Source organism: Kitasatospora sp. NPDC024654 (assembly GCF_055559155.1).
Genome location: NZ_JBVHLF010000083.1, coordinates 1 through 22,407, shown reverse-complemented (window position 1 = coordinate 22,407; position 22,407 = coordinate 1). Strand labels below are relative to the sequence as shown.

At 73.7% G+C, this 22,407-nt stretch carries 22 protein-coding genes; 10 read left to right on the top strand and 12 right to left on the bottom strand.

The genetic code is table 11. The annotated features are described in order from the left end of the window. Positions 1–72: 72 nt before the first annotated feature. From ACZ38L_RS32025 to ACZ38L_RS32005, 5 genes are all read left to right on the top strand, one after another. Complete coding sequence (locus ACZ38L_RS32025; RefSeq protein WP_465699932.1) at positions 73–279, top strand: hypothetical protein; 207 nt, start codon at positions 73–75, stop codon at positions 277–279. A gap of 837 nt (positions 280–1,116) precedes the next feature. After that, entirely contained in the window at positions 1,117–1,650 is a 534-nt protein-coding gene (locus ACZ38L_RS32020) for a hypothetical protein (RefSeq protein ID WP_465699930.1), read from the top strand. 38 nt (positions 1,651–1,688) lie between these two features. Continuing rightward, positions 1,689–2,747 carry a hypothetical protein gene (locus ACZ38L_RS32015; RefSeq protein ID WP_465699928.1) on the top strand — a complete coding sequence of 353 codons (1,059 nt, stop codon included), beginning with the start codon at positions 1,689–1,691 and terminating at the stop codon, positions 2,745–2,747. A gap of 252 nt (positions 2,748–2,999) precedes the next feature. Continuing rightward, complete coding sequence (locus ACZ38L_RS32010) at positions 3,000–4,229, top strand: MFS transporter (protein WP_465699925.1); 1,230 nt, start codon at positions 3,000–3,002, stop codon at positions 4,227–4,229. Beyond that, on the top strand, positions 4,226–5,290 hold the full coding sequence (locus ACZ38L_RS32005; RefSeq protein ID WP_465699924.1) for a sugar ABC transporter permease: 1,065 nt from the start codon (positions 4,226–4,228) through the stop codon (positions 5,288–5,290). Before ACZ38L_RS32010 ends, ACZ38L_RS32005 begins: the two co-directional genes overlap by 4 nt. Before the next feature lie 36 nt (positions 5,291–5,326). On the opposite strand, the gene ACZ38L_RS32000 is transcribed toward ACZ38L_RS32005, so the two are convergent. Continuing rightward, entirely contained in the window at positions 5,327–6,520 is a 1,194-nt protein-coding gene (locus ACZ38L_RS32000) for an acyl-CoA dehydrogenase family protein (RefSeq protein ID WP_465699923.1), read from the bottom strand. Positions 6,521–6,666: 146 nt separating this feature from the next. On the opposite strand from ACZ38L_RS32000, the gene ACZ38L_RS31995 reads away from it, so the two are divergent. Both ACZ38L_RS31995 and ACZ38L_RS31990 read left to right on the top strand, forming a co-directional pair. Then, on the top strand, positions 6,667–8,439 hold the full coding sequence (locus ACZ38L_RS31995) for a CoA transferase (RefSeq protein ID WP_465699921.1): 1,773 nt from the start codon (positions 6,667–6,669) through the stop codon (positions 8,437–8,439). Then, entirely contained in the window at positions 8,436–10,067 is a 1,632-nt protein-coding gene (locus ACZ38L_RS31990; protein ID WP_465699919.1) for an AMP-binding protein, read from the top strand. Before ACZ38L_RS31995 ends, ACZ38L_RS31990 begins: the two co-directional genes overlap by 4 nt. A gap of 59 nt (positions 10,068–10,126) precedes the next feature. On the opposite strand, the gene ACZ38L_RS31985 is transcribed toward ACZ38L_RS31990, so the two are convergent. The 10 genes from ACZ38L_RS31985 to ACZ38L_RS31940 all read right to left on the bottom strand — a co-directional run bounded on the left by ACZ38L_RS31985 (position 10,127) and on the right by ACZ38L_RS31940 (position 19,468). Beyond that, positions 10,127–10,936, bottom strand: coding sequence for an ABC transporter substrate-binding protein (locus tag ACZ38L_RS31985; protein ID WP_465699917.1), 810 nt, complete (start codon positions 10,934–10,936; stop codon positions 10,127–10,129). Beyond that, on the bottom strand, positions 10,894–11,757 hold the full coding sequence (locus ACZ38L_RS31980; RefSeq protein WP_465699915.1) for a metal ABC transporter permease: 864 nt from the start codon (positions 11,755–11,757) through the stop codon (positions 10,894–10,896). Before ACZ38L_RS31980 ends, ACZ38L_RS31985 begins: the two co-directional genes overlap by 43 nt. Further along, positions 11,758–12,360: an ATP-binding cassette domain-containing protein gene (locus tag ACZ38L_RS31975; RefSeq protein ID WP_465699949.1), complete on the bottom strand. Its 603-nt coding sequence runs from the start codon at positions 12,358–12,360 to the stop codon at positions 11,758–11,760. A gap of 93 nt (positions 12,361–12,453) precedes the next feature. Then, the gene (locus ACZ38L_RS31970; protein WP_465699947.1) at positions 12,454–14,685 is read right to left on the bottom strand and encodes a heavy metal translocating P-type ATPase; all 2,232 of its coding nucleotides are present in this window, start codon (positions 14,683–14,685) and stop codon (positions 12,454–12,456) included. 53 nt (positions 14,686–14,738) lie between these two features. Next, positions 14,739–14,999, bottom strand: a complete 261-nt coding sequence (locus ACZ38L_RS31965) for a hypothetical protein (RefSeq protein WP_465699913.1) — start codon at positions 14,997–14,999, stop codon at positions 14,739–14,741. A gap of 32 nt (positions 15,000–15,031) precedes the next feature. Continuing rightward, entirely contained in the window at positions 15,032–15,688 is a 657-nt protein-coding gene (locus ACZ38L_RS31960) for a sigma-70 family RNA polymerase sigma factor (protein WP_465699911.1), read from the bottom strand. A gap of 127 nt (positions 15,689–15,815) precedes the next feature. Next, positions 15,816–16,580 carry a hypothetical protein gene (locus ACZ38L_RS31955; protein ID WP_465699909.1) on the bottom strand — a complete coding sequence of 255 codons (765 nt, stop codon included), beginning with the start codon at positions 16,578–16,580 and terminating at the stop codon, positions 15,816–15,818. 638 nt (positions 16,581–17,218) lie between these two features. Then, entirely contained in the window at positions 17,219–17,437 is a 219-nt protein-coding gene (locus ACZ38L_RS31950) for a hypothetical protein (protein WP_465699907.1), read from the bottom strand. A gap of 478 nt (positions 17,438–17,915) precedes the next feature. Then, positions 17,916–18,434: a DinB family protein gene (locus tag ACZ38L_RS31945; protein WP_465699905.1), complete on the bottom strand. Its 519-nt coding sequence runs from the start codon at positions 18,432–18,434 to the stop codon at positions 17,916–17,918. Between the two features lie 164 nt (positions 18,435–18,598). Then, the gene (locus ACZ38L_RS31940; protein ID WP_465699903.1) at positions 18,599–19,468 is read right to left on the bottom strand and encodes a LysR family transcriptional regulator; all 870 of its coding nucleotides are present in this window, start codon (positions 19,466–19,468) and stop codon (positions 18,599–18,601) included. A gap of 70 nt (positions 19,469–19,538) precedes the next feature. Between ACZ38L_RS31940 and ACZ38L_RS31935 the strand changes: the two genes are divergently transcribed. From ACZ38L_RS31935 to ACZ38L_RS31925, 3 genes are read left to right on the top strand one after another with little or no spacing between them, the layout of a single operon-like run. Further along, entirely contained in the window at positions 19,539–19,856 is a 318-nt protein-coding gene (locus ACZ38L_RS31935; protein ID WP_465699901.1) for a hypothetical protein, read from the top strand. Next, positions 19,853–20,605 carry an SDR family NAD(P)-dependent oxidoreductase gene (locus tag ACZ38L_RS31930; protein ID WP_465699899.1) on the top strand — a complete coding sequence of 251 codons (753 nt, stop codon included), beginning with the start codon at positions 19,853–19,855 and terminating at the stop codon, positions 20,603–20,605. The genes ACZ38L_RS31935 and ACZ38L_RS31930 overlap by 4 nt, the downstream gene beginning before the upstream one ends. Then, a complete protein-coding gene (locus ACZ38L_RS31925; protein WP_465699897.1) occupies positions 20,602–21,612 on the top strand; it encodes an amidohydrolase family protein in 1,011 nt (336 codons plus the stop codon). The genes ACZ38L_RS31930 and ACZ38L_RS31925 overlap by 4 nt, the downstream gene beginning before the upstream one ends. A gap of 41 nt (positions 21,613–21,653) precedes the next feature. On the opposite strand, the gene ACZ38L_RS31920 is transcribed toward ACZ38L_RS31925, so the two are convergent. Next, on the bottom strand, positions 21,654–22,407 hold a 754-nt coding region (locus ACZ38L_RS31920; protein WP_465699894.1), incomplete at its 5' end, for an IS3 family transposase.

Here is a 22,407-nt window from a genome sequence, read left to right as displayed (position 1 = left end):
AACTGGATGGCGAACGGAGGCGGCAGTGCCCGAGCGGTCGGCAGGTGGCGGATGAGGAACCCCGAGAACCGTGTGGAATACGGGCCCCACGCACTGGACGGCGAGCTCGCCGCGGACGCCGTGACCGGCCGCCGGGGTGTGGTGACCGGTCAGGCCGTGGAGTACTCGCGGTGGACCGGAAAGGCCGTGCGGTGCGAGGTCTTCCTGCGGCCGGTGGGCGGTGGCGTGGAGTGGACGGTGGACGCCCACGATCTGCGGCCGGTGTTCGGGGCGGCCTGAACCCGGCCGAGTGGGACGGCGCCGTCGCCGCCGGCGGCCCGAGTGAGGCGGGGGTCGGTGTGCGGGGCGTCGGGGTGTCACCGGGCAAGGCGCGTTGCGCGGCGCCCCCGGACCAGGCAGCCGACGGCCGCTGCGATGGTCGACCCGGCTCCCCTTCGGGAGTGGGCCGCCTATTTCCGCAGCGGGAATTCCGGGCGGAAGCCCGACGCGGTCGACGGTCATGCCCACGGGCGTCCGGCGATCCCCGTCGGCCGGCAGTGCCGACGCGCGAGCGGAGAAGTCGGGCGCGGGAGAACCGCGTGCATGGTTCGAGATGGTGTCCCACCGAGTGGTGTAGCCGATCAAGGCGGCAAAAGCGCAGTTCACGACCGGAATCCCGGCTTCGGGAACCCCGTCTGGGCTGACAAGGCGTCAGCCTGTGGGCTTCAGTCCGAGGGCGCCGTCCGGTCTCCCGGCAGCTGCGCACCTGTGAAGCTTTGAGGCAAGATCGGCTACACCACTCGGCGGGACACGACCTGGTTCGAGGGAGCGGGGTCCGGAAACGCCGCGACCGCCAGCGACAGCCACCGTGCCAGTGCCCGAGCCAGCTCAGGGGCTCCGCGCGCTCGGGGCCGGCAAGCCTGCCCGCCCTGAGCGTTATTTAATGACGAGCCCCCTGAATTCCTTAAATTGTGCATTCCTGGATGGATTTGCCGAGGGTGTGTCAATCCCGCGCGGAACCGATCGAGTGAATATTTGAATGTCGACGAACTTGCGTGACCTTTGCCAATTCCTTCGTCACTACCTTGACGTCCGGGGCGATCCCGCCCTTTCGGTGAACTCAGGGAGGACCAAGGAATGCGCAAGAGTAATATCATCGCCGTACTGCTCGCGGGAGCGCTGGGCGTGACGGCCTACGCCGTCCCCGCGTCGGCACAGACCACCGCGACCACGCCGGTCACGGTCGAGGTCACCAGCGGTGCGCTGGAGATCAGCGCGCCGGCGGGGCCGGTGGACCTCGGGTCCGTCACCGCCAGCACGAGCCCCCAGACGGTCAGCAGCCAGCTCGGCAACGTCACGGTGACGGACGGCCGGGGCGGGACCACCGGCTGGACGGCCACCGCGAACGCGGTGGACTTCACCGGGCCCCAGAACATCTCCGTCTCCGCTGTCGGCAGCAGCAGCTACACCACTCCGTCGGCCACGGTCACCGGCACGGCCACCGTCACCCCCAGCAACCTGACCCCGCTCTACCCCCCTGGCGCCGTGCAGACCGCCACCGGGGTGTCGGGGATCAACACCGCCGTCTGGAACCCGACCATCTCCCTCACGATTCCGGCGAACGCCCTGATCGGAACGTACAGCTCCACGATCACCCACTCCGTCTCCTGACCGCGGCGACTGAGTAGTCAGCAGAGGTTCCTTACACCGTGCGCAGTTTCGTTCTCGCATCGGTGCTGACGGCCGCGGCGCTCGCCGCGGCCGTCAGCACCGTCTCACCCCCCGCCGGCGCTTCAGTCCCGGCACAGCGGTCGACAGCAGCCGACCCGGGCAGCCTCGGCCTGCGGCTGGTCGACATTCCCGCTGACCTGTCCAAGGATTCCCGGGCACGGCAGTACGTCATCGACAACCTGACGCCGGGTACGACCGTGCACCGACGCGTCGAAGTGTCGAACACCACCGCTGCCCCGTTGCACGTGGACCTGTATCCGGACGCCGCCAGCATCACGCACGGCTCCTTCGTCGGCGCCCCAGGAAGGACGGAGAGCGAGCTGACCACCTGGACGACGCTGGACCACGACAGCGTCGACGTCGCTCCCGGAGCCGTCGTCCGCGACACCCTGACGATCGCGGTGCCCAGGGACGCGGCGCCCGGTGAGCGGTACGCCGTGATCTGGGCGCAGGCCAGTGGCCGCCACGACGGCGGGAGCATCGCCCTGGTCAGCCGTGCCGGCGTCCGGGTCTACCTCTCGGTCGGCGGCAACAACCCCCCTGCGTCGAAGTTCACCGTCGACACGATGACGGCCGAACGCGATCCCGACGGGCACGCGATCGTGCAGGCCCAGGTCCACAACATCGGTGGCCGCGCCCTGGATCTGACCGGCACCATGAAGCTGTCCGCCGTGTCCGGCAGTCTCAGTGCCGGCCCGTACCAGGTGCAACTGGGCACCAGCCTGGCCCCCGAGCAGTCCGAGCCGGTGAAGGTCCCGGTGACCGACCAGCTCGCGGACGGCCCGTGGGACGCCACCATCGAGCTGAAGAGCGGACTGCTCGCCGAGACGTACCAAGCGCGGATCACCTTCCCCCACGACTCCGGCGTCGCCCCGGCGGCAGCCGCGCACCCGGTGACCCTCAGCGCGCACCCAGTGCTCGTCGGCACGCTGGTGGTGCTGACCCTCCTGTTGGGCGCGGCCCTTCTGATGGCGGCCGTCAACCGCCGCCGCAGGAGGGGCAGTCGCGGGCCGGAGGTCCAACCCGGCGCGACGTGACCCGTGCTGACGCACTGCTCCGGTCGTCGACGACCGCACCCGACAACACCGGAGCACTGAACAGCCCTCCCCCTGGTGGCGCCTTGACCGGCACGGCCAGGAGCCCGGGGGCACCGGGCGGGAACCGGTCCGCGGAGCGGCGCCGGAGGACGGACACCGCACCGGTGGCCACGGGAACTCGGCGGCCCGCCAGGCCGACTGTCTGATGAAACGCCTGCAGTAGGCGTTCTCTTCGGAAGGACGGTCGTGCGGATGACGAGTGGTGGCGGGCTTGCGAACACCCGGGTGCTGGCCGGGAGCGGCCGGGCGGGTACCGCGGGCGGTGTGGTGGCGGTGTTGCTGACCTGCGTCATGGCGTTCTCGATGATGCAGCTGTACCTCCTCGGGGCGCTCGGTCCGCGGCTGGTGGCGCAGCTCGGCATCTCCCGTACCGAACTCGGCCTGACCACCACCGCCGGCTTCGGCACGGCGGCGCTGCTGTCGCCACTGGCCGGCCGCTTGGTCGACCGGGTGGGCCCGCGGCGGTGCGTGGTCGCGCTGCTGCTGCTCGCGGCGGTCTCGCTCGCCCTGATCGGGGCCGCGCCGGACGCCGCCGTGCTGCTGGGCGCGGTCGCGCTGGGCGGCCTTCCGCAGGCGCTCGCCAACCCCGCGACCAACAAGGTGGTACTCGCCTCGTTCGCCCCGAGGCAGCGGGCGGTGGTGACCGGTTGGAAGCAGTCGGGCGTGCAGTTCGGCGCGTTCCTGGCCGGGTTGCCGTTGTCGTTGCTGGCTGCCGCGCTGGGGTGGCGCGGCGCGGTCTGGGTGGCGGCGGGTGCTGCCGCCGTGGCCGCGGGGTGGGCGGTGCGCGCCCTGCCGGCGGAGGCCCCGGCGGTGCTGTCGGCCGACCGCTCCGCGGATGCCAAGGGCGCCAGGGGCGGCCTGGTCGGCAGGTTGACGGTGTTCTCACTGCTGCTCGGCTGCGGGGTGGCCTCGGTGAACACCTATCTCGCGTTGTTCGGCACCCAGCGGCTCGGGCTGTCGGCGGCGCTCGCGGCGCTCCCGGTGGCCGTGCTGGGCCTGTCCGGGATCGCCGGCCGGGTGGGCTGGACGCGCGGCGCGAACCGGGCGGGCCGGGCCGAGGTGCTACTGACCGCGCTCTCGCTCGGCGCCGTCGGGGCCGCGCTGCTGCTCGCCGCCGCCGTCCTGGTGCATCCGCTGGTGTGGCCGGGGGCGGCCGCGGTGGGCGTGTTCGCGGTGTCGGCGAACGCCGTGTCGATGGTGCTGGTCATCCGCGGCCCGGCACCCGGCCGGGCGGGGCAGGACTCGGCGATCGTGTCGGCGGGCTTCTTCGCCGGATTCGCGGTCGGCCCGCCGCTGTTCGGGCTGCTGGTGTCGGTCGCCGGGTACGGGCCGGGCTGGTTGCTGGTGGCGGGTGAGTTCGCCGGTGCCGCGGCGGTCACGGCGTCGTTGGCGGCGCGCCGGGGACGGGCGTCGGCCGGGTGAGCGCGGCCGACCTGGACTGGGCCGAGCGAGCCCTGGGCGCGGTGATCGATCGGGTCGGCGTCACCGCCGAGCAGGTGGGGGAGCGGTTCCCGCTCTTCGCCGACCCGGACAGCGGGCGATGGACGACGACCGCCCGGGGTTCGTGGACCGGCGGTTTCTGGGCCGGGCTGCTGTGGCTGCGGGCGCTGGTGACGGGGGACCCGTCGGACCGTACGGCCGCCCGGGAGTGCACCCGGCGGTTGGCCGGCTGGGTGGACCAGGACGCCGCCGTCCGGGGGATGATCCTCTGGTACGGCACCGCCCTGGCCGACGGCACGGCGGACGGGCTGCGCGAACGGGCCGCCCGCCGGTGCCTCGCCGCCTTCGAACCCGCGCTCGGCGTGGTGCCCTGGGGCGGCGCGTTCGGCGGGCCCCGGTTGCTGGCCCGTGCGGACGGCGTGCCCGGTCTGGTGCCGCTGCTCGCGCGGTCGGGGGAGGCCGGCCTGGCGGCCGCCCGCACCCACCTGGCGCTGCATCTGGAGCTGTGCCTCGCCGAGGAGCCGCCGCGTCCGGCCTGGGCGGCGCTGCCCGGCGGCGGCTGGCGGGGCTGTGACGAGCCCGAGCCGGGCTGGAGCCGGACGGTGGGCTGGCTGCTGCTCGGCGTGGCCGACGCTCTGGCCGTGCCGGGCCTGGACCGCGACGGGAAACTGGCGGAGGCCTCCCGACGGCTCGCCGCCCTGCGCCTGGGTACCGCCGCCGCACCGGTTCCCGTGCTCGACGGTGGCCTGCTCGACACGTCGGCGGCGGCCATCGAGGCGGTGGCCGCGCTGAAGTTGGCGGCCCTCGCCGGCACGGCGGAGGAGCGCGAGCAACTGGCGGTGCGGGTGAGGGCGGTCCTGCGCGGGCTCTGCGAGCGTCATCTGTCGTCGGCCGGCGGCTCCCGGCCGGCGGGGATGCTGCTGGACGGCTGCTACGACGTGCGCCGCCGGCTGGCGGTCGGTCATGAGCTGGTGTGGGGTGACTTCTTCCTGGCGTTCGGGCTGGCGGTGCTCACCGGGCTGGTGGGGCCGTTCGCGGCGTGAGGTGGCACGAGCGGCGGGCGGAGGGTGCGGTGGCGGTCAGCGTCCGGTCCGCAGGACCCGCCGGGCCACCGACGAGACGTGCAACTCGTCCGGGCCGTCCAGGAGTCGGGCCGCCCGCCCGGCGCGGAACAGTCCGGGCAGCGCGGTGTCCGGTCCGAGTCCGGCCGCGCCGTGGACCTGGATCGCCGCGTCGGCGACCTGTTGGAGCAGGCGGGCCGCGGCGACCTTGGCGAGCCCGGTCTCCACCCGCGCGTCCCGTCCGGCCTCCAGCAGGGCCACCGCCTCGTACACCAGTGGCCGGGTGGTGCGCAGGGCGAGCAGCGCGTCGAAGACGAGCTGCTGGACGAGCTGGTGGTCGCCGAGCGGCCCGTCGGCGTGGCGCCGGGAGCGCGCCCGCTCGCACATCAACTCGTAGGCGCGGTGGGCCTGGCCCAGCCAGCGCAGGCAGCGCAGCACCCGGCCGAGCCGCAGCCGTTCGCCGGCGATCCGCAGGGCCTGCCCTCGTTCGCCCACCAGGTGGTCGGCGGGCACGGTCACCCCGTCCAGCGCGACCTCCCACTGCCCGCCGGCGCCGAGGACCGGCAGTTCGCGCACCACCCGGAAGCCGGGCGCGCTGGTGGGGACCAGCAGGAGGGAGAGCCCGTCGCGGTCCGCCCGGCCGCCGTCGGTGCGGGCCAGGACGGTGACCAGGTCGGCGTCGGCGGCTCCGGTGGTGAACCACTTGCGCCCGTGCAGCGTCCACCGCCCGTCGGCGCCGGGCTCGGCCCGGGTGGCGGTCAGGGTGGGATCGGTGCCCGGGGTGTCGGGCTCGGTCATCGCGTAGCAGGTGCGCAGTTCACCGCTGGTGATGCGGTCGAGGTAGCGGCGTCGGACGACGGCCGAGCCGTGGCGCTGGAGCATCAGCACGTCCAGCAGCGGGGCGGAGCCGAGGACGGCCGGGCCGTGGTCGCTGGCGCCCTCGGCCTCCGCCAGGTGCGCGTACCGCGACAGCGGCAGACCCTGGCCGCCCAGCTCGACCGGCAGCGCGAGCGCCCAGAGTCCCGCGTTCTTCGCCTCCCGCTGGAGCCGTGCCAGCTCCGCCCGGGCGTCCGGGCCGCCCGCGTCGAGCACCGCCTCGCGGGGCATCACCCGCTGCCGGACGAACTCCGACACCCGATCGCGTAGCTCGGCCACCTCGTCCGGACAGGCGGGCAGCCCGAGTCCGTTCAGCGGTGCTTTGGGATCATTCATGGCTTTCCTCCGGATTCATCGGGAACCCGATGAAATGACGATCCGACTTCTCTGCTGTGGAGCTGGTCGGCTGTGGAGGTCGCCGAGTTCCCGGATTCGTCCCAGTGACCCGCGCAGCAGTTCCCCCGCTGCCGGAGAGGAGAACCATGGCCCACCCTGCCCCCACCCTGGTGGCCCGGCCGCTCGAAGCCGTGCGGGTGCGCGTGTCCGGGCCGCCCGCGCTCACCGCCCCTGCCCTGGCGCACCTGCGCGCGCTCGGTGCGGTGCCGGTGGACGCCGGGAGTTCGGACGGCCCGGCCCGCTTCGAGGCGCCCGGAGGCGTCGGCTCCGAGGTCGCCTGGGCGGACGTGTGCCCGGCGACGGACGCCGCCGACGAGGCGACCGTCCAGGCGCTGACCGGGATCATGCACGTCCACGGCAGACGGGACGGCGAACCGCGCGCGCTCGCCGCCGACTACGTGGCGACCTGCGCCTCCGTCCTCGGCGTGCAGGGCCTGCTCGCCGCCCTGGTCGGCCGGGCCCGGGGCGCCGCCGGGGCACGGGTGGTCACCGGCGCCGACCGTGCCGCCCTGCTGACGGTCTCCCAGTACCTCGCCGCCGCGGGCGCGGACGAGGAGGAGGCCGTGCCGCTCGGCCCGGGCGGCCCGCCGTTCACGGCCGCCGACGGCACCCGCTTCGAGTTGGAGGCGCTCGAACCGGCGGCCTGGGCCGGGTTCTGGCGCCGGCTCGGAGCGCCGGCCGAGGCGATCCGAGCGGGCTGGCGGCCGTTCCAGTTCCGCTACGCGACCGCCTGCTCCGCGCTGCCCCAGGCGCTGCACGCGACCGCCCGGGAGGCCGGGTGGCCGCGGATCGAGCACGCGGCCGCGGCCGCCGGCGCCGACGTCTGCCGCCTCCACTCGCTCGCCGAGCGGTCGGACGAGACGTTCGCCGACGCACCCTGGTCGTTCCGGTCGGGCTGCCCGGCGGAGGCGATGGGCCGCGCCGGGACCGGCGCGGTGCTCCCGCTCGCCGGTCTGACCGTGCTGGAGGCGGGCCGGCGCATCCAGGCCCCGCTCGCCGCGCACCTGCTGGGCCTGCTCGGCGCGGACGTGCTGCGCGTCGAGCCGCCGGGCGGCGACCCGCTGCGCGGCATGCCCCCGTGCAGCGACGGCGTCTCGGCCCGCTGGCTCGCCCTGAACCGCGGCAAGCGCGCCGTCCAGATCGACATCAAGTCCCCGGCCGGGCAGGCCGAGCTGCGCGAACTCGCCTCCGACGCCGACGTGTTCCTGCACAACTGGGCACCGGGCAAGGCCGAGCAGCTCGGCCTGGACGCCGGAGCGCTCTCGCTCACCAACCCCGGCCTGGTCTACGCCTATGCCGGCGGCTGGGCCGGGCGGCTGCCCGGCGCACCGGTCGGTACCGACTTCATGGTGCAGGCCCGTACCGCGGTGGGGGAGGCGGTCCGCCCGGTCGACGAGCCGCCGGCGCCGTCCCTGATGACGCTGATCGACCTGCTCGGCGGCCTGCACGGCGCCGAGGCCGTCCTCGCGGCGCTGCTGCTGCGCGAGCGCACCGGGCGCGGGGTGCGCGCCGAGTCCTCGCTGCTCGGTGCCGCCGAGACGCTCACCGCGCCGGCCCTCCGCCTGGCCCGTACCGGCGCGGAGCCTCGTCGGCCGGCGGGCTTCCGCCGCCCGCTGCCGACCGCCGACGGCTGGGTCGCCCCCGCCGACGACTCGGCTGCCGCCGCCCGACACCACGCCGAGGACCTGCGGTCGCTCGGCACGGCACAGGCGGTCGCCCGGCTGCGCCAACACGGCCTGACCGCCACCGCCGTCAGCACCGACCTGCGGGCCCTGCCCGCCGACCACCGCCTGCGCCACGCGCTGACCCGCGACAACCACGGCGCCCTCGCCGTCCCCACCCCCTGGAGGTTCCTGTGACAGCCCCGATCCCCGACCTGGTACCGGCCGCACTGCGCAGGGCCTGGGCCGCCGACGGCAGTTACCCCGACCTCGACCTCTACGCCCTGTTCCGGGCCCGCCGCATCGCCGATCCGCACCGCACCGCCGTCATCGACGGCAGGGGAAAACTCTGTTACACCCAACTCGACCGTAGGGCACGAGCATTGGCTACCGGACTGCGCGCGGCCGGGATCCTGGCCGGTGACGTGGTGGGCGTCCAACTCCCCAACACCCGCGCGGCGGTGATCGCGGATCTGGCCCTGGCGGCGCTCGGAGCGGTGGCGCTGCCCTTTCCGGTCGGCCGCGGCAGCCGGGAGGCGCGCTCGCTGCTCGGCCGGGCCGGGGCCCGTGCGGTGATCTCCGTCACCGAACACCGAGGGGTCGAGCACGCCCGTGAACTGGCCCAGCTCAGCGGGCAGTTGCCGGATCTCCAGACGGTCGTCGCGGCCGGCCCGGGCGCGCTGCCCGACGGGTGCCTGCGCTACGCCGAGCTGCTGCGCACGGACGCCACCGGCTTCACCCCGGCCCGGCCCGACCCCGACTCCGCCGCCAGGCTCCTGGTCTCCTCGGGCACCGAGGCCGAGCCCAAGATGGTCGCCTACTCCCACAACGCGCTCGCCGGCGGACGCGGCAACTTCCTCGCCTCGCTGCTGACTTCGGGTGCCGCACCGCGCTGCCTGTTCCTGGTGCCGCTCGCCTCCGCGTTCGGCAGCAGCGGTACCGCCGTGACGCTCGCCCGGCACGGCGGCACGCTCGTCCTGCTGGACCGCTTCACCCCCACCGACGCCCTGGAGGCGATCCGGCGCCACCGGCCGACCCACGTCCTGGGCGTGCCGACCATGGTCCGCATGATGCTCGACCTGCCGGCCGCACCGCCGCCCGGGCTGACCGCCCTGGTGCTGGGCGGCGCACCGCTCGACCGGGCCACCCGCGAGGAGGCCGAACGTGCCTTCGGCTGCGCGGTGGTGAACCTGTACGGCTCGGCGGACGGCGTCAACTGCCACACCGGCCTGGACGCCAAGGGACTCCCGGGCGACGGGCCCGGCATCGCGGTCGGCCGCCCCGACCCGGCGGTCGCCGACATCCGGACGGTCTCACCCGACGACGGGTCCGCCACCGCCCCCGGGGAGATCGGCGAGATCACGGCGCGCGGCCCGATGACACCGCTGTGCTACGTCGGCGCGCCCGAGCTGAACCGGCGCTACCGCACCGAGGACGGCTGGGTGCGCACCGGCGACCTGGGGGTGTTCGACGCCGACGGGGTGCTCCGGGTGGTCGGGCGGTTGAAGGACATCGTCATCCGGGGCGGTGCGAACATCAGCCCCGCCGAGGTCGAGGGAGAGCTGTCGGCGCACCCGGACGTCCGTGACGTGCTGTGCACCGGAGTCCCCGACCCGCTGATGGGCGAGCGGCTGGCCGCGTGCGTGGTGCCCCGAGCGGGCCGCCGGCCCACCCTCGAGGAGCTGTGTACCCATCTCGACGGCCGGGGCGTGGAGCGCTACAAGCACCCCGAACGGCTGCTGCTGGTGGACGAGTTGCCGCTGACCCCGGCGGGCAAGCCGGATCGCGCCGCGCTGCGCGGCCTGGCCGCGGCGGCGGAGGGCTGACGGCACGTCGAAGCGGGGGCTGCCCACTGCGGCAGCCCCCGCTTCGACGTTCGCGCGGCTCAGGAGTGGGCGAACTCCTGCGTCAGCTGGGTCGCCGCGTTGCGGTACACCGCGAGCAGATCCAGGTCCGCGCCCGGGTAGTTGACGATGTCCAGTTGCCGGGCTCCGGAGTCGGGCAGCACCGTGCCGGTCGACATGTTCTCGTTGTCGAAGACGAACTGCGGCTTCTTCGCCGAGAGTTGGGCGAGCTGGACGGGCGTGACCGCGTCCGGGCCGTAGGTCCCGACCGGCTGCACGCCGACCATCTTGGCCACCCAGGTGGTGAACTCCTGGGTGACCACGACCGGGGGCTTGCCGCCGGGCCACTCGCCCTTCAGCTGCTGCGACAGCTTGTCGAACTCGGAGGTGAAGGCGGTGTTCCACTGCGCGGCCGTCTGCTCGGTACCGAAGGCCTTGCCGAGCATGGTCACCTGCGCGGTGGTGTTGTCCCGGTCGTCGTCCAGGTTGACCTCGATCATCTTCGCCCTGGACCCCGCGGCGTCCTTGACCCGACCGGCGAACGGCTCGAACGACGCGTACAGCACGAAGTCGGCGCCCTTCACCGCGGTGAGGTCGGTGGGCTTCAGGTCGTAGTCGGGTGCGTGCTTCACGGTGGCCGGGACGAGGTACCTGACGTCCCTGGCCCCGGCGGCCTTGGCGAGCGCGGCCTCCCAGACGGTGGTCGCCACGACCACCGGGCCCTGGGCGGCCGTCGGCGAGGCGGCGTCGGCGGCGGTGCCGCTGGTGGTGGTGCCGGCGCAGCCGGTCAGCAGGAGCAGGCCCGCGCTCAGTGCGAGGAGGGGGCGGACGAGGACGCGGTTGCGCGCCATGAGGTGGTTCTCCGTTCGGGGATCAGATGGGCGGCGAGGGCGACGGCCCCCGCGGCGAGGACGAGCACGGGACCAGGGGGGAGGTTCCAGGCGAGTGAGATCAGGAAGCCGGCCAGGTTCACCACCAGGCCGATGCCGACCGCCCAGCAGGCGATCGAGCTGAGCGAGCGGCCGAGCCGGCGGGCGGCGAGGGCGGGCAGCAGGGTGAGTGAGTCGACCAGCAGCGCGCCGGTGAGCCGGATGGCCGAACCGACCGCGACCGCCACCAGGATCAGCAGCAGCATGGTCATCCGCTGCACCCGGACACCGGAGCAGAGCGCCAACTCCCGGTCGTGCAGCAGCAGCGCCAGGTCACGGCGGCGCCAGAGGACCAGCGCGGGCAGGGTCACGGCGAGCCCGCCCAGCACCATGAGGTCGGTCGGCCGGACGGCCAGGATCGACCCCCACAGCAGCGCGAACGCCCCGTTGGCGTTGACTCCGGACACCGACAGCACCAGCAGCGCCGCGGCGATCGCCAGGCTCATCAGCAGGCCCATGGCGCCCGAGAGGCTGTCGGCGGTCCGGGCCAGCGGTGCCACGCCCGCCCCCGCCAGTCCGCACGCCACGATCGCGCTGAGCCCGGGGTCCAGGCCCAGGATGATGCCCACCGCGATACCGAGCAGTGCGACGTGCATCATCGCGAACCGTACCGGCATGATATCCAGGCCGACGATCACCACGCCCACCAGTGGCAGGCCGAGGGCGGCCAACAGCAGGCCGCCGGCGGCGCGTTGGACGGGCAGCAACTGCAGGAGCGTGCCGACCTGTTCGAGCGCGTTCACTCAGACCTCCCGCAGCCGGCCGGCCGCCATCTCCAGGACACGGTCGCAGCGCGCGGCCAGCGCCCGGTCGTGGGTGACCACCAGCAGGGTCACCGGCAGACCGGTGAGCAGCTCGGCGGCCTCCTCCTGTCCCGCGAAGTCCAGCGCGGCGGTGGGCTCGTCGGCGAGCAGCACCCCCGCACCCGCCGCCACGCAGCCGACCGCCCTGGCCAGGTGCATCCGCTGCAGCTGACCGCCCGACAGCGCGCTCAGCGGGCGGTCGGCGAGCCCACCCACGCCGAGCCGGTCGGCCGCCGCGGCGGCCTGCGCCGCCGCGCCGCTGCTGGCCAGCAACTCCCGTGCCAGCAGCGGGAAACGGCCGACGGCGGGCCGCTGCGGGATCCAGCCGCAGGCCCGCCTGCGCCAGGCCCATTCGGCCGCCGTCCGGGTGCCGCGCCCGCCGACCAGCAGCTCGCCGGCGACCTCCCGGTGCAGGCCGAGCACCGCGCGCAGCAGCGTGGTCTTGCCCGACCCGTTGGTGCCGGTCAGCGCGATCCGCTCGCCCTGCGCCACGTCGAGGTCGACGCCCTGGACGGCCTCCAGGCGGCCGTGCCGGCACACCACGTCGCGCAGCCGGATCGGCAGCCCGGAGTTCGGTATGTCCCTCTGCCGGGCCGCGACCGCGCCCGGCTGTTGCCTGTTGTACTCCACGGGACGTTAGTCGGGCCGTGGAGCCGCCGAGTTCCCACGAGATCCCGGACGGCCCGCACCCGGTGCCGTCCCGCTCAGCCGGCGCGGGACGTGCCGCCAGGTGCGCAGCCGCAGGCTGTTGGCCACCACCAGCAGCGAGCTGGCCGACATCGCGGCGGCCGCGAGCATCGGGTTGAGTAGCCCGGCGGCCGCGAGGGGGATGAGCACCGCGTTGTAGCCGAACGCCCAGAGCAGGTTGACCCGAATGGTGGCCAGCGTCCGCCGGGCCAGTCGTACCGCGACCACCAGGGACTCGATGTCCCCGCGCACCAGCGTCAGTCCCGCGGCGCCGATCGCCGCGTCCGTGCCGGAGGCGAGGGCGACCCCGAGATCGGCGGAGGCCAGCGCCGCCGCGTCGTTGACACCGTCCCCGACCATGGCGACGGTCCGCCCGGCGGCGCGCAGTTCGGCGACCAGTTCGGCCTTGCGCTCGGGCGAGGCGGCGGCATGCACGGTGCGGATGCCGAGTTCTTGGGCGACGGTGCGTGCGGCCCCCGGCCGGTCCCCGGTCAGCAGCACGGGTTCCAGGCCCAGCCCGCGCAGCCGGTGCACGGTCCGCCAGCTGCCGGGTCGCAGGGCGTCGCCGACCACCAGGACCCCCGCCGCCCGGCCGTCCAGCTCCACCAGCACGGCGGTCCGTCCCTGGGCCTCGGCGCGCGCCACCACGTCCCGCAGCTCATCAGGGAGTTCCGACTGGTCGTCGGGGCGCACCAGCCGCACCTTCCGCTGCTCGACCGTACCCGCCACGCCGAGCCCCGCGGTCGCCGTGAAACCCGTGACGCCCGGCAGTGGTGGCCCGCAGCGTTCCCGCGCGGCCGCCGCGATCGCCCGGGCGATCGGGTGCTCGGAGCGCTGCTCCACCGCCCCGGCCAGCCGCAGGACCTCCTCCACCGTCTCGCCCGGAGCGGGGACGGCCTCCGCCAGCCGCATCCGCCCGGTGGTCAGGGTGCCGGTCTTGTCCAGCAGGACGGTGTCGATCCGCCGTAGGCTCTCCAGCACCTCGGGACCACGGATCAGCACGCCCAGTTCGGCGCCCCGGCCGGTCGCGGCCAGCAGCGCCGTCGGTGTCGCCAGCCCCAGCGCGCACGGGCACGCCACCACCAGCACCGCCACCGCCGCCGTGACCGCCGACTGCGGCCCCGCACCGGAGCCCAGCCAGTACCCGAGCACACCCACCGCCACCGCCAGCACACCCGGCACGAACACGCCGGCGACGGCGTCCGCCAGCCGCTGCGCCCGCGCCTTGCCGGCCTGGGCGTCGGCCACCAGTGCGGTGATCCGGGCCAGTTGGGTGTCCGCACCGACCGAGGTCGCCCGTACCACCAGCGCTCCACCGACGTTCAGGGTCGCCCCGGCGACCGGGTCGCCCGGGCCGACCTCCACCGGTACGCTCTCGCCGGTCAACAGGCCGAGGTCCAGCGCCGAGTTCCCCTCGACCACCACCCCGTCGGTGGCCACCTTCTCGCCCGGCCGGACCGCGAACTCCTGTCCGGGCAGCAATCGTTCGATCGGGACGAGGCGTTCGACGCCCGCCTCCAGGACGCTGACCTCCTTCGCGCCCAGCTCGGCCAGCGCCCGCAGCGCCGAACCGCTGGCCCGCCGCACCCGGCCCTCCAGCGCGCGGCCGCACAGCACGAACAGCGGCACGCCCACCGCCGCCTCCAGGTAGACGTGGGTGCCACCGCTGCCGGCCGTCAGCGAGAACGGCATCCGCATCCCGGGCGCTCCCGCGCCGCCGAGGAAGAGCGCGTAGGCCGACCAGCCGAAGGAGGCCACCACCCCCAGGCTCACCAGGGTGTCCATGGTGGCGGTCGCGTGCCGCAGGCCCCGCAGGCACCGCTGGTGGAACCCGGCGGCCCCCCAGCCCACCACCGGCGCGGCCAGCGCGAAGCAGAGCCACTGCCAGTCACGGAACTGCAACGGCGGCACCATCGAGAGCACCAGCACGGGCAGCGCCAACACGGCCGTCACCACCAGCCGGGTCCGCTCCCCGGCGGGTTCCGCGACGGCGGCCGGCCGGTCGCCCACCGGCTCGGCGGTGTATCCGGCCCGCTCGACGGCGGCCACCAACGCGGCCACCGGAACGTCCACCGGGTGCACCACCCGGGCGCGGCCGGTCGCCAGGTTGACGCCCGCCGTCACCCCCTCGATCCGGGCCAGCCGCTTCTCCACCCGTGACACGCAGGCCGCGCAGGTCATCCCGCCGACCTCCAGGTCGGTGGTGGCGAGCCCGTCGAGCCCCGTCGGGGCGGTCACCGTGCCATCCCCATGGTCATCCCCGGCATGTCGTCATCGGAGTGATCCGTCGAGCCCGGCGCCGGCCGCGGGGAAGACGGTCCGACGGCTCGGCCGGCGGCGAACGAGCCGGCGAAGATCAGGAGCAGCAGCAGGGCGAAGCCCAGCAGCACGAGGGGCGGTCGAGCGCCCGATGGTGTCTGTCGCACACCACAGCAGTCGGGCCCGGTCACCTGGAAGTTCCCGTCGCCCGCCGAGCGGGTGGGGCACGCGGTCACAGCCGGCTCCACGTGCCCCACCCGGCGGCCCGTCAGGCCGCGCAGACCAGCTCGGCCGGTGCCTGCGCGGCGATCGCGGGAAGCACCTCGTCGGTGTGCCGCTCCGCCTCGGCGAGCAGGGCGACCAGCGCCGTCCGGGCCCGGAACACCCGCGAGCGCACCGTGCCGACCGGACAGCCGGTCAGCTGCGCCGCCTCGTCGTACGGCAGGCCCAGCACGCTCGTCAGGACGAACGCCGTACGCCGCTCGGCGGGCAGCGTCGCCAGCAGGTCTGCCAGCGCCACGCCCTCCTCGAAACCGGGCAGGCCGCACGGCTGGGCGCACTCGGCCACCGTCTGCCAGTCGGCGGTGTCCAGCAGCCGGGGCCGGGCGGCCGCGCACCGGAAGCGGTCCACGACGGTCCGGCGCGCGATCGACAGCAGCCAGGTCCGCGCGGAGGACCGGCCCTCGAAGCGCGGCAGGCTGCGCAGGGCCCGCAGGTAGGTGTCCTGGGTGAGGTCGTCGGCGGCCTGCGGGTCCGCGCTCAGGTGTGCCACGTAGCGCCAGACGTCGCGGTGCGTCGCGCGGACGAACGCCTCCACGGCCGTCGGGTCACCGTCGCGCGCGGCGAGCGCGCAGTCGGTCACCGCCGCGTCGTCGCAGGGTGGTTGACGTCGCGCCGGGCGGGGGCGCGGCAGGGCAGGGGTCATCGCCTTGGGTCCTTGTCAGAACGGAGGGGGAGCGGCGGACGGCCGCGGGACGGTGCCGGGGCACGCGGCAGCGCCACCGCACCCGGCAGGGCACGGTGTTCAGCGGCGCGGTCTCGGCGCGGAGCTGTCAGAGGACAGCGGTCCCGGCGGGCGGACCCCGAGAGGTGATGGCGTGGACGAGCAGCAGGCGACACAGCCGCTGCGAGGTGCCGCGCGCTGTCGGCCGAAGGCGCGGCCGGTGCGGCGGGCGGGCGAGGCGGAGCAGCAGGAGCAGCGGGGCGAACAGGCGGATCGCGAGCGTACGGCCGAACCGGAACACGGCGCGCTCACCGGCCGACAGCCACAGGCCGAGCAGGAGCGCGGCGACCAGGTGGGCCGCCAGCATGCCCACCGCCCCGCCGCCGTGGGACGCCATGTCCATCGGCGGGACGGCCTGCTGTGGACCCATGCCCATGCCCATGCCGGGCATGCCCGGCATACCCGGCATACCGGCAGGCGGTTGGGACAACCGGTCGCCGAGGCCGGCCGCCTCCAGGAGCTGCACCGCCTGGGCGGGCGACGGCGCGCTCCGGCTGCACAGCAGCAGTTGGGCCCACTGCTGCGCGAGGCCGCTGCCGGCCGGCCCAGGCGAGCCGACCACCGCCTGGCTGAACGAGAAGAAGACGTGCAGGGCGGCCTGCGCACCGACCGTCAGGCCGGTCACCAGCAGCGGGCCGCGCTCCCGGCCGGTCAGCCACCAGGCGGTGACGCCGACTCCGGCGAAGGCGACGGCCAACGCCCACCCCGGGACGGGCTCGCCGGACATCAGCGCGTGCCCGAGCGCGCCGAGCAGCACGCAGGCGGCCGCGAACACCGCGGCCCGTCCCGTTCGTGCGCCTCGTCTGACTGTCATGGCGGCCCATCGTCGCATCCGGCGACCGCCGCCCACAGACCCGGGGTCGGCCAAAAACGGCAGTGCGGTCGCAGAGTCCACGCGTGATCGGCATCACACGGGGGGCTCGGAACCGATCGGTCGTCGGAACCGACGAACAGGGCGGGCCGGACTCCGCACTGTCCCGCGATCGGATCGCATCGTATGCGCAGCATCCATCCGTGGGTGGTCTGCGGGGTTGGGCGGGGGTCAGCAGCCGACCCGCTAGGCAGGGGCATGCCGACGCGGTGAGAAAGAACACCGCGGGGTTCGCCGCAGCACCACCGGGCAACGTCAACACCGGTCGATGCCGGTCGGCCCGCAGTGTCGCCGTCCGTGGTGACGACCGCACCGGCTCCGCCTCCCAGGGGGCTCCAGGGTGCCACCGAGCAGGGGGTGCCACGAGGTGGCCGCCATGTCCGCCTCCGCCCCCTCCACCTCCCCGCGCCGGCGCGCTCCGTGGCACTCGACTTCCGAGTGCCGCGCGGCCGTGCCGTTCGCGACGGTCTGCGTGGTGCTGGCGGCGGCCGGTCAAGCGACACCGCCTCCGCCTGACGCCAAGGGCTGGGGCGGGACACCGATCGGTGTCCCGCCCCAGCCCTCGCCTTCGGCGCCGTCCGTCAGGCCGGCGTCGCGAGCAGGTCGTCCAGGGCGCCGCTCTTGGCCTGGGCGACGAGGTCGCGGAACTGCTCCTCGCTCATCTGGACCTGTTGGCCGAAGTCGTCGGTGATCCGGATCCGCTTCTCCACCGGAGCCACTTCGTCGACGAAGAGCTGCGGGCAGCCGCAGTTGCAGTTTCCGCAGAAAGTCGCGATCGGTTCCTTGTCGATGTCGTGCATGGGTGCCGCCTCGGGTGCCGCTGGTGCGTAGACGCTGCTGTCACCTGCTGGATGCCCGGGGCCCGAAGTACGGCAAACGCGAAACGGTCGTCGCCCGATCGACGCGGCGTCAGGTTTGGACGACTGGCAGTAATTCCGCTACGATGGAAAATTCCGGTCCAGCCCCGGGAACCCGGCCCGCCATCGGGCCGACTACCTGGGCAGGGCTAGTGGCGGACATTCGAGCGGTCGGCGGTCGGGAGTGCCGTGGTCGCACCGATGAAGTGCCATGAGGTGGACCGTTGTCAGAACAGCGCGTCCTGCTGAGGGCAGGGGCGTTTCAAAGGTCCAGTGATCTCGTAGCTGGGCTGGTGGCCGAGGTCTTGGAGGCGGCCGAGGACCTCGCCGGCCGTCGCCGCGCTGGCCTGCTGGGAGGGCTGGATCCGGCACGCCTGCCGCGAGTTGCCCGGCGACCCGCTCTGACCCAGGCCTGCGGGCCCTACTCGCCGGCGAGGCCGTCGGTGAGCTCCCTGACGATGTCCAGGTGGCCCACGTGGCGGGCGTACTCCTGCAGCACATGGAACAGGATCCAGCCCAGCGTGGGCCGCGCCGAGCCGTCGTCCGGGAACCGGCCGCCGGCGGCGGCAGCGGTGGTCAGCGGGGTGCCGGAAACCACCTTTCGGGTGTGCTCGCCGCCCGCGTGCAGCGCGAGCAGCAGCTCCGCAGCCGTCTCGTCCGGGCCGACGTGCCATCGGTCGTCCGGCCCCCGGTCGCCCCACGGTGCCGACACCTGCTCGCCCAGAAAGCCCCAGCGCAGCCAGCGCTGCTCCATGTGCACCAGGTGCTTGAGCAACTCCAGCGGGCTCCACCCGGAGGGCACCCGGCTGGCTCGCAGCTCCGGGTCCGACAGGCCGGCGATCTTGGCGCTGACCGCCGACCGGTAGTAGTCGAGATAACCCAGCAACAGCTCGCTCGGATCCGAGAGTTGCTGATCCGGCTCGGGCAGGGAGAAAGTCATGCCGCAGAGTCTGCCATCCCACGCCACTCCGGGCTGCCACTGGAACATCGAGGGGGAGTCGATGTACTGGCGGATCCGCAGCCCGTGCTCGGAGCCAGCACGCTCGCCCCGGTCACCGCACGTCCTCGGGTGCGAGCCGCTGGTTGTCCGAGGCGAGCGACGCGTCAGGTTTGTCGATGCCTGGTCGGGACTTGTGCCGGCGTGGCCTGGAGTGCGGCGGCTACGAACGAGGCGACCAGCGGCCGGCGGTCCTGCTCGAGCCAGGCGAGCACCAGGCGACTGGGCGGCGCGTCGGTCACCGGGACGCAGACCAGGCCGGCCGGGGCCGGTTCGACCAGCGAGCGGGGCAGCACCCCGACCATCCGGCCCACCGTGATCATCTGGAGCATCTGGACCACGTCGGCGACCTCGGGACCGGTGCCATCGCCCCCGGGAACTCCCTTCCAGCGTGGCAGCGTCTCACCCTCCAGATCGGACACGCGTACCGAAGCGCGGCCGGCCAGCCGGTGCCCGGACGGGACGATGACCACGCGGTCCTCGGCGTGCAGCGTCTCGTGGGCCAGGCCGTCCAGGTCGTCGAACGGCGCGTAGAGCAGGCCGACGTCGGCCCGTCCATCGCGTAGGAAGTCGGCGCGATCGGCCGGCCCACTGAACAGGATGTCCACCTGGCGGGCGTCGGGCTGCTGTGCGTATGCGGCCAGGATCCCGGACAGCAGGCCGGCGTCGCCGCCGGGTTTGAGCACAAGCCGCAGGTGGGGCTGGGTATCGCCGGCACGCTGGGCGCGCCGGACGGCGGCGCCGACCGCGTTGAGCGCGCGCCGGCCGTGTTCCTGCAACGCCTTCCCGGCCGGGGTGAGCTCGACGTGCCGGCTGGAGCGGACGAAGAGCGGGACACCGAGCCGGGTCTCGATCCGTCGGATGGCCTTCGACAACGCCGGCTGGGCGATCGAGAGCCGGACGGCGGCCCGGCCGAAGTGCAGCTCGTCGGCTAGTGCGATGAAGTACTCAAGCTCGCGGGTCTCCAGGTCAATCATGCCTCCAGGTTATCGATGAGTGCCGAACCGGTCTTGGACACCAGCGGCGTGGGCCGTCAAGAATTGAGGCATGATCAACCACATGATGATGGTCTCCTTCGACCAGCCCCTGCTCGCCACCGAGCTCGATCAATATCTCGCGGACATCGAACGCGTCATGCTCGACAGCGGTGTCGTGCAGTCGGTCGTGGCCCGGCGCCACATTCCCGTCCCCGGCGAGGAGGCCATTCCGGCACTGATCGCGACCGCGATCGTGCAGATCTCCGTGGCCGACACCGAGGCACTGGCGAAGGCGTTCACCGCGCCCGGCGTCCACGAGATCATCGACCGCTGGCAGTCGCGGCACCCGTACAAGGTGGGCTGGGCGAACCACGAGCCGCTGGCATGAGCGGCGCCTTCCGAAAGGTGGGACTGGTCACCGGTGCCGGGAGCGGGATCGGCCGCGCGACGGCGCTGGAGTTCGCCCGGAGCGGCGCCGCGGTGGCCGTGCTCGACATCGACGCGAGCGGTGCGGCCGAGACCACCGAGATGATCAGGGAGGACGGCGGGGAAGCCCTGGCCGTCACCGTGGACATCGCCGACGAACGTTCCGTCCAGACGGCCGTCGAGCGCACGGTCGGGGCGTACGGCGGTCTCGACTTCGCCGTGAACAACGCCGGCATGGCCTCGCACCACCGCAGGCTCGAGAAGATGACCCCGGACGAGTTCGAGCGCGTGGTCCGCGTCAACCTGACCGGGACCTTCCTGTGCATGAAGTACGAACTGCCCGCGCTGCGGGGTCGTGGAGGCGGCGCGATCGTCAACATCGCCTCCAACGGCGGCCTGTACGCGATTCCGACCGCCCCCGCCTACGTGGCCGCGAAGCACGGCATCGTCGGGCTCACCAAGGTCGCCGCGGTCGACTACGCACCGGACAACATCCGGGTCAACGTCGTGTGCCCCGGCCCGACCCGCACGCCCGGGTTCGAGCGGGTGGCGGCCGGCACCGACATGACCGCGCGGCAGGAGGCGGTCACGCCGCTCGGCCGGCTGGCCACGCCGGAGGAGGCCGCTGCGGCGGCGGTCTGGCTCTGCTCGGACGCCGCTTCCTACGTCACCGGGATCGCGATGTCGGTCGACGGGGGGCGACGGGCATGAGGGTCATCGCGGTCGAGGAGCACCTGGCAACCGAGGCGTTCCTGCGCGTCGCGCACGGCCTGGACGTCGTGCCGGGCGACGAGACCGAGATGGCTCTGATGCGCACGGTGGAGAGGCCTGCTGGTTTTCGCGCCCGGCTCGTCGATCTCGATGCCCGGCTGCGGGAGATGGAGGCGCTCGGACAGAACATGGCCGTGCTCAGCCTCAATCCGCCCGGGGTCCAGCCCTATCCGGCGGCCGACGCGGTGCCGCTGGCCCGGGAGTTCAACGACGCGCTGGCCGCAGTCGTGCGGCGGCACCCGGCACGGTTCGGCGGACTGGCCACAGTGGCGCCGCAGGATCCGCTCGCCGCGGCCGCCGAGATCGAGCGGGTCATGGGCCCGCTCGGACTCAACGGCATCATGATCAACTCACACACCGGTGGAAGGTACCTGGACGAGCCGGAGTTCACGCCGCTGCTGGAGGCGGCCGAGGCGAACCGGGCACCGGTCTACCTCCACCCGCGAGCGCCGAGCATGCTCGCCGCGTACCGCGACTACGGTATGCCCGGAGCGATCTGGGGATACCAGGCCGAGGCCGGGCTGCACGCCGTGCGGCTCATCCTCAGCGGCACGCTGGACCGCCACCCGGGGCTGACCGTCGTGCTCGGGCACCTCGGCGAAGGCCTCCCGTACTGGCTGCGGCGGATCGACAACCGGCACGCGTTCGCCACGCGGACGCCAGGGGCGGCCACACCGATGCCAAACCTGTCGCTCACACCGAGCGAGTACTTCCGCCGCAACTTCGTCATCACCACGAGCGGCATCGACGATCCCGACGTGCTCGGGCTGGCCCTGCGCTGGGTCGGCGAGGACAGCATCATGTTCGCGATCGACTACCCGTACGAGGACCCGGCGACTGCCGTGGCCTTCCTGCGGGACGTGCCACTGACCGACGGTCAGCGGACGGCGATCGGACACCGCACGGCTGAGCGCGTATTCGGTATTGCTTACAACCCGCGCAGATAGGCGTCGGGGTGAGGTGACCCCCGGAACGTGGACACAGGGGTTCATGCTGCGTGTGAGAGTCTAGCGTGCGTGTGGTGTTGCTGTTCGAACTCGATCGGTGAGAGGTAGGACAGCGTGCTGTGGCGACGGCGGGCGTTGTAGTAGGTCAGCCACTGGAAGATCTCCAGTCTTGCCTGGCTCATTGTCAAGAACAGCTTCTTGTACATCACCTCTCGCTTCAGTCCTTGCCACAGGCTCTCGGCCAGGGCGTTGTCGTAGCTCGAGCCGACCCGGCCCATGCTCCTGCGGATCCCGTGCCGGTCGCAGACCTCGGCGAACGCGGCCGAGGTGTATTGCGAGCCGCGGTCCGAGTGGAAGATCACCCCGGTTACGTTCCCGCCCCGGGCGGCCACGGCGGCCTCCAGGGCGTCGATGACCAGCTCGGCGCGCATGTGCGGGGCCATGGACCAGCCGACCACCCGCCGCGAGTACATGTCGATGACCGAGGCCAGGTAGAGCCAGCTGCCGCCGACCTGGATGTAGGTGATGTCGCCGCACCAGCGCTGGTCGAGTCCGGCGGCGGTGAAGTCCCGGCCGATCAGGTCCGGGGCGGGCGGCGCGACCAGGTCCGGGACCGTGGTGCGCTTGCGGCGCCGCAGGTGGCGGCCGACGATGTGACGCTCGCGCATCAGCCTCGCCACCCGTTCGCGGTTGACCGTGTGCCCGAAGCCGCGAAGCTCGGCGTGGACCCGCCGGGCCCCGTAGGTCTCCTTGTGCTCGGCATGGATCTCGCGGATCTCGGCCACCAGGGCCTCC